Origin of the sequence: Enterococcus sp. FDAARGOS_375 (assembly GCF_002393265.1) — a bacterium.
GTDB classification, from domain to species: Bacteria; Bacillota; Bacilli; order Lactobacillales; family Enterococcaceae; genus Enterococcus_D; species Enterococcus_D innesii.
Genome location: NZ_CP023515.1, coordinates 2,230,645 through 2,243,720 on the forward strand (window position 1 = coordinate 2,230,645; position 13,076 = coordinate 2,243,720).

Here is a 13,076-nt window from a genome sequence, read left to right on the forward strand (position 1 = left end):
GTTTTTTGCTGAGGTGCATTCAATTTACTACAACAATTGTTGGTAGTAGAGATTGTCAAAGCGAATCAATGTCGGCTCCTTTCGTCCGCTACGGGCATTTTTCCGATAATCTTTTGGGGAGTGACCAATTTTCTGCAAAAAATTACGATTGAAGGTTCGCGTGTTTTGAAAACCAGATAAGCTAGCGACTTCTGTTATAGAATAATCGGAGTTTGCTAGTAAATAGCAAGCTTGATTGATGCGGTACTGGTTGATTAGTTTTGGAAAGGTGGACTCAAGTTTTTGGGTAATGACCTTGGATACGTAATCTTTACTATAGCCGATATCTTCACTCAGCTGACTCAAAGTAACTTCATTTTGAAAATGAGAAGAGACCCACAATAGAATTAATTCTAAAATATTCTCTTTGCCTCGTGTTTTGACTAGCTTGGTATGTTGCTCATATAGATATAAGATTTCATATAAAGCGGCTTTGTGTCTAAAAAATGAGTTGCTCTCAAATAATGAATCGTAGAGCTGATTAGATTTAGTGCGTCCCACCGGAATGACAGGATTTAAGAAGGATTTCCCTTTAATTAATGGAAGATAGTCTTCTAGATACTCGGGAGAAAAAATCCAAATATGACCAGAGTTTTCCATTTCAGCTTCTACTTGATGGGTTTGATAGGGGAGAATTAGGGCGATATCGCCAGCTTTTAAGGTGTGAATTTCAGAATCGATTGTCAATAGAAATTCGCCAGTTTCACCAAACCATAATTCGAAACTCCGATGAAGATGCTCAGGATAGCTGAGATTCTCCGGATGATATTCCACGTGGGAAATTTTTTCCCCGAAGTGATAGGATTCCAATTCAGTCATTTTTAACCCTCCCATTTAAGAAATCATAGTCAACTGATTACGTCTATTAGTGTACTGAAATTGTCTTGTTTTTGCAAGCGTTTCAGAGTAAAGTTGAATCAAGGAAGAGAAGTAAGCGCTATTAATTTATTTGAATCAGGGTTTAGAAGGAAGTTGTGTCGCAAGGTTTTTTTATGCATCAATGTTTGTTATTTAAACATACCAACGGAGGGGAAACACATGAAAAAGTTTGGAAAAGTTGCAGTGACAGCAATGGCACTAGCCTTATTGGCTGGGTGCGGTAGTGGAAATGGTAAAGGAGACAAAGATGGTGGCACGCAAGCCACAGATAGTGATGGCAATAAAAAATATACAGCCTTTATGGCGGTACCTGGTTCTGAAGTTCCCGATGATTCTCGTTTAAACAATGTTTTTGCAGAAGAATTTGGTTGGCGAGTGAAAGTTAGCTGGCTGACGGGTCAAACTGCAAAAGAACGGATTGGGGTTATGGTATCTGGTGGCGAGTATCCAGATATCGTGGATGCTTCCGATGGTCGTTCAGCGATGATTGATGCTGGAGCTTATGTTCCCTTAGAGGATAAGCTAGATGACTATCCGAATTTGAAAGCCACATTAAGTGATATTCAATGGGAAAAAATTAAAGCTGATAATGATGGCCATATTTATACGATTCCACAATTTGCTCAAAAAGATGGTACCGTGGATACGGCAACTAGTTATGGTGGCGAAGCTTTCTGGATTCAAAAACGTGTCCTCAAATGGGCGAACTATCCAGAAATTAATACTGTCGAACAGTATTTTGATTTGATCAATAAGTATTTAGCTGAAAATCCTGATACTGATGGTCAAAAAAATATCGGTTTTGAAATCTTATCTGATGACTGGCGTTACTTCTGTTTGGAAAACCCACCGCAATTCTTAGCGGGATATCCAAATGATGGCGCAGCTATTGTCGATCCAGACACAATGAAAGCAAAAGTATATGACAAAATTCCAGAAGCCAAAGAATACTACAAGATTTTGTCTGAACAATTTGAAAAAGGAACGATTGACCCTGAAACCTTTACTGCTAAATATGACCAGTATATTGCAAAATTATCTTCTGGTCGAGTGTTGGGGATGATCGACCAAGGTTGGAACTTCCAATCTGCAAGAGATTCATTGGTTTCTCAAGGAAAAGATGAATTAACTTGGGCACCTCTTGATTTGACTTTGGATGAAAATGTTCAACCACAATACCGAGAAGGTGGCGTCTTGTCTACTCAAGGTGGGATTGGGATTACCACTAGCTGTAAAGATGTTGATGGCGTATTGCAAATGTGGGACGACATGGTTTCTGAAAAAGGGATGATCCTACGCAACTGGGGCGAAAAAGGCGTTGACTATGAAGTTGACGACGACGGCATGTTCTACCGCACTGACGAACAATGGGCAAATTGGAAAGATACCGATTATGTTCAAAAGAATAGTGTAGCGTTTGGTTATATGCCTGGTTACCGTGGTTACTTGCCAGATGGAAAAAATACAATTTTGCCTTCTGAACAAATCTCTGAATTCCGCAAAACATTGTCTGATATCGATAAAGAAGTGTTGGATGCTTATAAAGTAGACAACTGGACTCAAATGGTACGCTTGCAAGATCCAATTCAACCATGGTTCCCAATCTATACAGAACGGAACAAATGGACTTCTTCTGATCCAGCTGGGATTGCTAGTCAAAACATGCAAGAAGTGAAAATGCAATGGTTACCAAAAGTCATCATGGGCGGACCAGCAGCTTACGAACAAAACTGGGAAGATTATATGAATGCTTATGATAGTCAAATCGATTACAAAGCCTTTGAAGATACATTGACTAAAGAAGTGAAACGTCGGGTAGAAATCGAAAAAGAACTAGAAGCAAAAGTTGACAAATAGTCTGCTGTAGCGAGGTGATGGGAGTTGTGAAAATAACAACTCCCACAATCTTGCTTTGCTACATACTCGAAGATTTGGGGGAATAAGAAATGAGCGGAAATTCAACGATGTTAGATTCAAACGAGGGTATTCCAAAAGCAAAACGAAAAACATTTTGGGAACGTGTCTGGGCTCAAAAAGATCTGTGTTTACTTTGTCTGCCATTTGTCATTTACATTCTTTTCTTTAATTATGCACCGTTATCTGGCTGGTTGATGGCTTTCCAAAAATACCGTCCTGGTACTGGTCTTTTTGATCAAGAATGGATTGGACTTGAAAATTTCCGAATGTTGTTTGCTGATCCAAACTTTTTACGGGTTGTCCGCAATACTTTGGCAATGAGTTTAATCAATTTGACTTTGGGTTTTGTTTTCTCGATTGGCTTTGCGGTCTTATTGAATGAAGTCAAAAATAAACATTTAAAGAAAATCATGCAAACTGTCTCTTATCTGCCTTACTTTTTATCATGGATTATTGTAACAGGGATCGTGTTGGATGTGCTGAGTCCTGAAACGGGGATTATTAACCAACTACTGATGCAATTTAACTTTGTAGACAAGCCGATTAGTTTCCTTTCCGAACCGAAATATTTCTGGTGGATTGTTGGTTTCTCTAATGTTTGGAAAAGTACTGGTTGGGGAAGTATCATCTACCTTTCTGCGATGTCAGCTATCAACGAAGAACTGTATGAATCCGCCGAAATGGATGGTGCCAGCCGCTTGCGGAAAATCTGGCATATCACTTTACCAGGAATTAAACCAACAATCTTTATCCTCTTATTAATCAATATCGGAAATATCCTAAATGCTGGGTTTGAAGTGCAATACTTGTTAGGGAATGGCTTAGTTCAACAAGTTTCCCAAACTATTGATATTTTCGTGTTGAAATATGGGATTAGCTTGAACAACTACTCCTTTGCCACAGCAGCCGGGATTTTCAATGGTGTGATCAGTATCATCTTGATTACATTAGGTAATAAACTTGCCAAAGTTGCTGGCGAAGAAAGTTTGTTCTAATCAGAGGAGGAAAAAAAGATGAAACGAGTTGCGATTTCAGATCGACTATTCGATATATTTAAGTGGATTTTTCTAATTTTATTCACGTTGGCAACCCTGTATCCAATCTTAAACACCTTAGCAGTCGCCTTTAACGACGGACTAGATGCTTTGCGTGGAGGGATTTATCTGTGGCCACGAACTTTTACCTTGGATAATTTCAAAGCTGTTTTAGCCAAACAATCGTTACTAAACGCAGCTTTTATCTCGGTGGCTCGAACGGTGATTGCTACTTTATCACAATTGTTTTTAACATCATTGTTGGCTTATATCCTTAGCCGAAAAGAATTTATCTTTCGGACACCGGTTACTTTATTGTTCATCTTCACCATGTATTTGAATGCTGGGATAATTCCTAATTACATGTGGTTGAATAAAATCGGTTTGACGAATACATTTTGGGTTTATATCTTGCCGGGGATGATCAGTGCTTTTAACTTATTGGTTATCCGGACTTATATCCATGGAATCCCTGAAAGTTTAGTCGAAAGTGCCAAAATCGATGGGGCCAGTCATATCCGGATTTTCTGGAGCATTATCTTGCCATTGTGTAAACCAGTGTTGGCAACCGTTGCTTTATTTATCGCTGTTGGTCAATGGAACTCTTGGTTTGATGCGATGTTGTACAACGGCTTTAATGAAAAACTTAGTACGTTGCAATACGAATTGATGAAACTCTTGTCTTCTGTAACAAGTCAAGGGGCCAACGCCAATGATATGCAAAATGCCGCTCAAGCAGGTGGTGGCGGCATGGTGACCCCAACTTCGGTACGGGCAGCTACGACAATCGTCACAGCCTTGCCAATCGTCTGCCTGTATCCATTCTTGCAAAAATACTTTATCAGTGGTCTGACTATTGGTGGGGTTAAGGGTTAATTTAAGGCTTAAAAGAAAGGTTTTAAAAGGTGTTTATTATGAGAAAATCTGGAAATAGTCAAGCGATTATGGACAAGTTGAGTTTGGTAGCCGATTACTTATTGGTAGGCGTGCTCTGGCTACTTTGCTCAGTACCGCTTGTTACGACGGGGGCAGCAACTAGTGCCATGTATCGCACGGTTTATCAATGCATGTTCCAAAAAGAAGGCTATGTCTTAGGGACTTTTTTCAAGGCATTTAAACAGTCCTTTTTCCAAAGTTCATTGATTTGGACGGGGTATCTGGTGTTGGCAAGTTCTTTTCTGCTAAATCGTCAACAACTTGCTGGGAGTTATTCCTTGCTTTCAGATGCTATCCAAATTGTTTTAGGGATTTGTTTGTTGGTTCTCTTGCCCTTGGTGGTGTTGGTATTGGCTTATATTGCTCGTTTTGAAGATCCTTTAAGAATAATTTTACGCAATTGCGGTCTTTTAGCGCTAACCCATCTTGGAAAAATGATCCAAATGCTCGTCTTGTATACCGTAGTGATCGTAGGGATTTGGCTATTACCAGTTTTTGCTCTGGTGTTATTACCTGTTGTAGTGAAAAAAACAGTACCCATTTGTGAAAGCTTATTTGGATTTTGTACCATTGAAAATGCATCATAAGGATTAATTATCAAGATAAATCACATTCAGAAACACGGGAATATTCGAGCTAAATACATTGTAATACCACTGTTTCCAGAAGCTGTCCGGTAAATCCTACAGGCTGTAGCAGCAATGCCAGTTTAGTTCGGATATTTTTCTTGCAGAAACGACTACTCTTCTTGTTTGATCAGCTGCATGATTTTGTAGTATATCCCAGTTGATCGTAGCAGAGTATTGTCGGATTGTTTCTTATTGTAAAGTTGAAAGAATGTTGGAGGAAAAAACATGATTACCCATTCAGAGGCAAAAGTTGAAGCACAAAAAATTGTGGCACAAATGACCATAGACGAAAAAATTGGTCAAATCAATTTCCGCGCCCCAGCCATCCAACGCTTGGGCATTACGGATTATAACTATTGGAATGAAGCCCTTCATGGCGTGGCGCGGGCGGGGGTTGCCACCGTCTTTCCGCAAGCGATTGGCTTAGCAGCAATCTTTGATGATCAGTTGATGGAAGAAATTGCTGGGGTGATTGCTGAAGAAGGCCGTGCAAAATATAACCAGTACCACGCAGAAGGAGACAATGATATCTACAAAGGGTTGACATATTGGTCGCCTAATATCAACATTTTTCGGGATCCACGTTGGGGTCGCGGGCAAGAGACTTATGGCGAAGATCCTTATTTGACGTCTCGACTTGGTGTGGCTTTTATCAAAGGCTTGCAAGGGGACGGCCCTTATCTGAAATTAGCGGCCTGCGCCAAGCATTTTGCGGTTCATAGTGGACCAGAAGCGGATCGCCATTCTTTCGACGCGGTAGTGAATGATAAAGATTTGTATGAAACTTATCTACCTGCTTTTGAAGCTGCTGTAAAAGAAGCCGACGTGGAAAGTTTCATGGGAGCCTACAATGCAGTAAACGGGATTCCAGCATGTGTGCACCCCGAATTGTTACAAGATATTTTACGTGGTAAATGGGCGTTTGAAGGGCATGTTGTCTCAGACTTTGGCGCTTTGGAAGATGTTCATGAGCACCATCACTATACTGAAAATGCGGCGCAAACCATGGCCTTGGCGATGAAGATTGGTTGCAATCTATGTGCAGGGAATGTTTCTGATAGCTTGCATCAAGCGTTAGCAGAAGGCTTGGTGACAGAAACAGAAATTACGCAAGCAGTAGTAGAACTTTACACAACTCGCGTTCGTTTGGGCATGTTTGATGAGACCAATCCTTATAATGCTATTCCTTATGAAGCCAATGATAGTAAGGAGCATATGGCACTATCTTTGAAGGCTGCCGAAAAAGCTTTAGTTTTGTTGAAAAATGACGGCATCTTACCGATTAAAAAAGAAAGCGTAAAAAATGTGGCAGTCATTGGCCCAAATGCTCGTAGTATCGAAGCATTGCAAGGCAATTATTTTGGTGTTGCTTCGCGAAATGTGACTTTCTTAGATGGCATTCAAGACTATCTGGAAGATGATGCACGGGTGTATTATGCGCCAGGTTGTCACTTGTTCCAAGAATATGCAGAATCGACCTTGTCTCGTCCTCATGAGCGAGCATCAGAAGCAATCATCGCTGCCAAACATGCTGATACCGTGGTGATGTGCCTTGGTTTGGATCCGACAATCGAAGGAGAACAGGGAGATTCCGGTAATGTCTACGGTTCTGGTGACAAAGAGACGTTGGGCTTGCCGGCAGAACAGATTCGCTTGTTAGATCAAATTTTAGCATTGGATAAACCAGTGATTTTGGTAGTGGCAGCTGGTTCAGCAATTTCTCTGTATGGTCGAGAAGAGCATCCAAATCTTCATGCCATCCTTCATGCTTGGTATCCTGGTAGCCAGGGTGGAAAAGCGTTAGCGAAAGTCTTGTTTGGCGAAATTAGCCCAAGTGGTAAATTACCAGTGACATTCTATCGGACCACTGACAATCTACCGGATTTCAAAGATTACGGCATGAAAAATCGGACTTATCGTTACTTGGAGGAAAGTCCCTTGTATCCATTTGGTTACGGTTTGACGTATGGCCAAATTGCTTTGGCTGATCTGCAAGTAGAGACGCAAGAAAAAGACTACTTGATCAAGGGAACCATTACCAATACCAGCGATTGCGCTATGGAAGAAGTACTACAAGTTTACGTTAAAACCGATTCGAAACATGAAACGTTAAATGGTAAACTCGTGGCCTATAAACGTGTAGCATTGGCACCCGGAGAAACAAAAACGGTGACGGTACCTGTTGCCAAAATCAATCTTACTGTGGTTAATGAAGCGGGGGAACGATTATTTGATGGCGAACAAATTACCTTTACGTTAGGGACAACCGCGCCATGTTCACGGGCTCAAGAATTAGGCCAACCGGCACCACTTGTGGCAACAGTCCCACTTGTGGAAACCGTAGTAATTTAGTAGGAGAAACGGATGAAAACATATACGAATCTTTTTAAAACATATGGTTATGATGAAAATGAAATCCAAGACCGTTTAACGCAAATCTGGGAAGAAATTTTTGTCGGACCGGATAAGGTTTATTTTGAAACAGCAGATGCAGGTTATCTAGTGGATACCGGAAACGATGATGTACGGACAGAGGGCATGAGTTACGGCATGTTGATGGCGGTTCAGTACGACAAAAAGGAAGTCTTTGACCGGCTTTGGCGCTGGGTGATGACTTATATGTATATGGATAGCGGGGAACATGCCCATTATTTCGCTTGGTCGGTCGCTCCTTCTGGTCAGAAAAATGCTTATGGACCCGCTCCGGATGGGGAAGAATTCTTTGCCTTGGCGCTGTTTTTTGCAGCCAATCGCTGGGGGGATGGAGAAGGGATATTCAATTACTCTCATCATGCCCGAGAATTGTTGAACTATTGTATTCATAAAGGGACTGAATTTCCTGGCATGCCTATGTGGAACAATGAAAATAAATTAATCAAGTTCATCCCAGAAGTAGAATTTACCGATCCTTCTTATCATGTACCGCATTTTTATGAACAATTTGCTCTTTATACAGAACCTAGCGACCGGCCGTTTTGGAAAGAGGCGGCGAGGGCTAGTCGAAGGTATTTGAAAAAGGCCATTCATCCAGAAACTGGGTTGAATCCAGAATACAGTTGGTACGATGGCAGTCCACAATTGGAAAGTGAACATCCGCATTTCTTTAGTGATGCCTATCGGACAGCCATGAATGTGGCGCTTGATATGCAGTGGTATGGTGAAGATGTTGTACTCAAAGATCGGTTGGCTCATTTGCAACAATTTTTCCATGCACTACCAGCTGGGGCAGAAAATTACATTTATACTGTGGAAGGGGAAAATACTGGAGAAGAAATCTTACATCCAGTAGGCTTGCTAGCAACCTTAGCCGCGGCCTCCCTTGCAAATCCTGAAACAGAAATCGCCCGAGAATTTGTGACACGTTTCTGGCAAACGCCCCTTCGTAAAGGCGTGCGCCGATATTATGATAATTTTTTGTATGCTTTTGCCTTTATGGCTTTGAGTGGTAACTATCGTATTTACTAATTTTTTGACTGGTCAGCAGAGGTATTGAGGAAAATCTCAGACTAGGCTGACCAGTTTTTTACATAGGGAATTTCATTTAGGAGGAATAAATGGCGTGTGGCAACGAATTTGGGAATATCAGGAACAGGATTACCGCAGTGCTCCTTGCGAGATTGAACAACAAGTACAAGTAGTGCGAATTCGGTTAAATCATTATGGGGATCAATGGCGTGTATTGTTTTCTAACCTTTATGGTAGAGGGCCGTTAGTGTTTGATAAGGTGACTGCACAGGTGAAATCGGCAGAGCTCATTGCACGCACACCGGTAGTTCCCCTGACTCTTCATGGAAAGTCGGAAATACAGCTAGCCCCTGGTTGTGAGCAGTTGGCAAGTGATCCTATTTTATTATCAGCTGCACCAGGAGAAGTGTTAGAAATCACTACTTATCTAGCCAAACCGGTGCAACTGACTAGTTTTCTAGTGAGTTATGCTCGTTTGCAACAGGAAGTGCTGAATTATCGTTGGGTTGAGAATTTCTGGACCCATCCCTTGGATAATTATCAGCTCTTTCAAAATGCGTTGTGGAATCCACGAATGTACGTTATCTATGGTATTTCGGGCCTACAATTGCAAGGAAACAGTCAGACCCTGATAGCTTTTGGGGATTCGTTGACACAACAGGGATTTTGGACGGATCATTTCAAACAGCGCCTGGTGACAGAGGGCTTTTCACAAGTGGCACTCGTAAATCGTGGCATTGGGGGAAACCGGGTATTGCTAGATACAGATGCTACAGCCGATGACTTTAGCCGTCATGGGCGAGCTGGGGTGAAGCGGTTTTTGTCAGACGTTTTTGCGGATGGGCCAGTTAGTGGCTTGATCCTTTTTCATGGTATTAATGATTGTTTGACGATTGGCGAGAGACCTGTCGCTGAGGGATTAGCCGAATTAACCGCGGCTTTTCGGTTTATGATTGAGGAAGCCCATTTGCGGCAAGTACCAGTGATTGGAGTGACACTTCTTCCTTTTAATCAATCAGCCTTTTACAGTGAAAAGGCCGAAAGTTTGCGTCAAGGATTGAATCATTGGCTGCGTAATAAAGCGCCAATTGAGGCACTATGGGACTTTGATCAAGTCGCCGGAGATCCTCAAGATTCTCAAAAACTCTACCAATTATTTGATAGTGGCGACGGGTTGCATATTTCCAGTGTAGGTGGGAATCATTTGGCGGCTGCGGTTGATTTCCAGCAGTTGGCTACGTTACTTGGTATTGATTAAGCGAAAAATGGAGGGGTTCAAATGAAAGTCTTTACTACGTTACTATATGACAACAAACCCAATGTATCCTATACAAGTTATCTTCATGAAGGCTCAGAGGAAATTGATAAAGACCGGCAATTTCCGGCCATGATTATTTGTGGTGGGGGAGCATATCTAGGGATTTCTGATCGCGAAAAAGAACCGGTGGCCTTGCATTATCTGCAAGCCGGTTTTCAAGTCTTTGTATTGGATTATCAAACAGAAGCCACTGGTAATGCGCAATATCCGAATCCACTTTTAGATTTGGCGATGTTGATGAAACAAATTCGCCTGCAAGGGGAAACGTGGCAGATTGATAACGATAAAATTGCCATTATCGGCTTTTCAGCAGGAGCCAATCTTTGTGCTCAATTAGCAACCCATTGGCACAATCGTTGGCTAGCAGAAGGGGTTGGAACCGGCGATAATCAGCTTCTGAAACCCAATGCTGTTATTCTCGCTTATCCGTTATTGGACTTCATTGTCCAAGAAAAATATGCCAATCTAGATCCTCGGATTGACCTAAGTCTCAGCTATACCGATACCACGAAGCGAGATTTTATGCATCATGCCAATAAAGTCTTTTTAGGCAAAGAGTATACAGAAAATCGGATGAAAGAGGCGAGCCCTTATTATTTCTTATCAGGAAAAACACCGCCTACATTCCTTTGGACAACAGCCCAAGATGATCTTGTCTACCCGCAACAATGTTTGCGTTATGCTAATAAAATGATGGAACTAGGTGTGCCAGTAGAGTTGCATTTATTTGAAGAAGGGCAGCATGGCCTCTCGTTGGGAACCTACCAAGCATCTGGTGATCTCACGTTGCAAAATGCTGATGTCGCTCAGTGGCAAAATTTAGCTTTACGTTTTTTACACCGGCGTTTCGTTGAATTTTAAAAGAATGAGGAAAACAGATGAAGAAAAGCCTTGAAACAATTCAGAATCCGATTATTCCCTTGGATTATCCAGATCCAGACGTCATTCGGGTGGAAGATACGTATTATATGGTCACCACTACGATGCACTTTATGCCTGGCTGTGAAATTTTACGTTCTTACGATTTATTGCACTGGGAACATGCGGCATTTGTCTATGAGCGCTTGGATAGTACGGCAGGCCAGCGCTTAGCAGAGGGGAAAGACAGTTATGGCAAAGGAATGTGGGCGGCCTGTTTACGATATCATGAAGGACGTTTTTATGTCTTTTTTGTCGCCAATGATACCGGCTTGACCTATTGTTATACTGCTGAAAAAATTGAGGGACCTTGGGATAAGAAAATCATTGAAGGTTTCTATCATGATTGTTCTGTGTTGTTTGAAAAGGAACGTGTTTTTATCGTCTATGGAAACAGTAATGTCTGGTTGACGGAATTGAAACCCGATCTCAGTGGCCCGAAAGCTGGGGGCATCCATCGTGTGATTGTCTCAGAAAAAAATCCTCGGTTAGGCTATGAAGGAGCTCATTTTTATCAAATCAATGGCAAGTATTACATTTTCTTGATTCACTCAGATCCAAAGGTTTGGCGACGGATTGAGGCTTGCTTTGTGGCGGAGGATTTGGAAGGTGAATTTGTCGGCGGTGATGTCTTTAATGATGATAACGGGTATTGCAATCAAGGCATTGCCCAAGGTGGTATCGTGGATACGCCAAAGGGAGACTGGTACGCGATCTTGTTTCAAGATTATGGTGCAGTAGGACGGTTACCCATACTTTTACCAGTAACTTGGCAAGACGATTTTCCAGTTTTTGGTGAAGAAGAAAAGACGCCACAGCAATTTTTTATTACCGACAATCGACCGGAATATGTGTATTCGCCTCTTGTAGGGAGTGATGATTTTAAAACGTTAGCCAAAACGCCTTACCGACTAAAACCGCAATGGCAATTTAATCACGAACCGGATTTGTCTGGCTTCTTATTGGATCCAAAACGTGGCTGTGTGGAATTAACGACGACACGGCTTGCACAATCTGTGACAACGACGCCTAACGTCTTAACACAGCGGATGCGCTATCCAAAATGTGCAGCCACCGTGACAATCGATGGGACAAAAATGAAAGATGGGGATTGTGCCGGATTAGCTGCCTTTCAATCCGCTTATGGTTTTATTGGTTTATCCAAAGAGGAAGGCCAGTATTATCTTGTCATGGAGACCCGTGAACTAGATGATTCCAGTTTGCAAGCAATGCCTAAAGAGGCAACTAACGGTAAATCCACTCGTATTTTGTGGGAAAGTGGAAAAGTCACGCTAAAGGTAGCCGCTGATTTTCATGAAATGACGGATTTGACCCGGTTTTATTACCAAAACGAAGGGACTTTTTTGCAATTAGGAGAGGCACATCCGGTGGCATTTAAAATGGATCATTTTAGCGGCTGTCGTTTCGGGCTATTTATCTATAATAGGAAAACCATTGGAGGCACCGCGTCGTTTCAGTCTTTTGATTACCAAGTTTAAGAAGCGGGATTTGTTAGAAAAGCTCTAGGCCAATTGCTGTTTTGGTGGAAATATGTTATACTGTGTCTTACACGAAAGATATTGTTACGCGAGAAATACAAGGATATTTTTAAGAAATTTGATCCAACTGGCGCAGCTTCAGGGCTGCAAGGGTGTGTTAGTAGGTTATGGGAACACATTGTTTAAATGAGAAATACTTGATTTTAAGTAATAGTCTGATCTAACTTTAGAGTAAAGATATTGAGTAGTTAGATGGCCTTCTTCCGTTTGGGAGAGGGCCATTGTCCATTTTGGGGATGGCATCATCATAAATGCCGAGTAAAAGAAGCTGATCTGTGTTAGAGAGCAAGGGGGAAAAATAAAGTCCGTCTAGGTGTTAACGGCAACGATAAAATGTAGGAAAATGGCAATTTAAAATTGTTGGTTTTCCTACATTTTTGTA

General features: G+C 41.7%; 10 protein-coding genes. 9 read left to right on the forward strand and 1 reads right to left on the reverse strand.

Annotated features, from left to right (window positions below; genetic code table 11):
• Positions 1–27: 27 nt before the first annotated feature.
• Positions 28–858 carry a helix-turn-helix domain-containing protein gene (locus CO692_RS11875; protein ID WP_010747587.1) on the reverse strand — a complete coding sequence of 277 codons (831 nt, stop codon included), beginning with the start codon at positions 856–858 and terminating at the stop codon, positions 28–30.
• A 219-nt stretch (positions 859–1,077) separates the two neighbouring features.
• Between CO692_RS11875 and CO692_RS11880 the strand changes: the two genes are divergently transcribed.
• From CO692_RS11880 to CO692_RS11920, 9 genes are all read left to right on the forward strand, one after another.
• Entirely contained in the window at positions 1,078–2,775 is a 1,698-nt protein-coding gene (locus CO692_RS11880) for a sugar ABC transporter substrate-binding protein (protein WP_096742312.1), read from the forward strand.
• Positions 2,776–2,864: 89 nt separating this feature from the next.
• Complete coding sequence (locus CO692_RS11885) at positions 2,865–3,830, forward strand: ABC transporter permease (RefSeq protein ID WP_080646945.1); 966 nt, start codon at positions 2,865–2,867, stop codon at positions 3,828–3,830.
• An 18-nt stretch (positions 3,831–3,848) separates the two neighbouring features.
• Positions 3,849–4,745: a carbohydrate ABC transporter permease gene (locus CO692_RS11890; RefSeq protein WP_010747590.1), complete on the forward strand. Its 897-nt coding sequence runs from the start codon at positions 3,849–3,851 to the stop codon at positions 4,743–4,745.
• 38 nt (positions 4,746–4,783) lie between these two features.
• Positions 4,784–5,392 carry a YesL family protein gene (locus CO692_RS11895; RefSeq protein WP_081117184.1) on the forward strand — a complete coding sequence of 203 codons (609 nt, stop codon included), beginning with the start codon at positions 4,784–4,786 and terminating at the stop codon, positions 5,390–5,392.
• Positions 5,393–5,659: 267 nt separating this feature from the next.
• A complete protein-coding gene (locus CO692_RS11900; RefSeq protein ID WP_096742313.1) occupies positions 5,660–7,786 on the forward strand; it encodes a glycoside hydrolase family 3 C-terminal domain-containing protein in 2,127 nt (708 codons plus the stop codon).
• A 12-nt stretch (positions 7,787–7,798) separates the two neighbouring features.
• On the forward strand, positions 7,799–8,899 hold the full coding sequence (locus tag CO692_RS11905) for a glycosyl hydrolase family 8 (protein ID WP_010747593.1): 1,101 nt from the start codon (positions 7,799–7,801) through the stop codon (positions 8,897–8,899).
• A gap of 94 nt (positions 8,900–8,993) precedes the next feature.
• Positions 8,994–10,157, forward strand: coding sequence for a GDSL-type esterase/lipase family protein (locus CO692_RS11910; RefSeq protein ID WP_010747594.1), 1,164 nt, complete (start codon positions 8,994–8,996; stop codon positions 10,155–10,157).
• Between the two features lie 21 nt (positions 10,158–10,178).
• A complete protein-coding gene (locus tag CO692_RS11915) occupies positions 10,179–11,078 on the forward strand; it encodes an alpha/beta hydrolase (RefSeq protein ID WP_096742314.1) in 900 nt (299 codons plus the stop codon).
• A 17-nt stretch (positions 11,079–11,095) separates the two neighbouring features.
• Positions 11,096–12,634, forward strand: coding sequence for a glycoside hydrolase 43 family protein (locus CO692_RS11920; RefSeq protein WP_096742315.1), 1,539 nt, complete (start codon positions 11,096–11,098; stop codon positions 12,632–12,634).
• Positions 12,635–13,076: the final 442 nt, after the last annotated feature.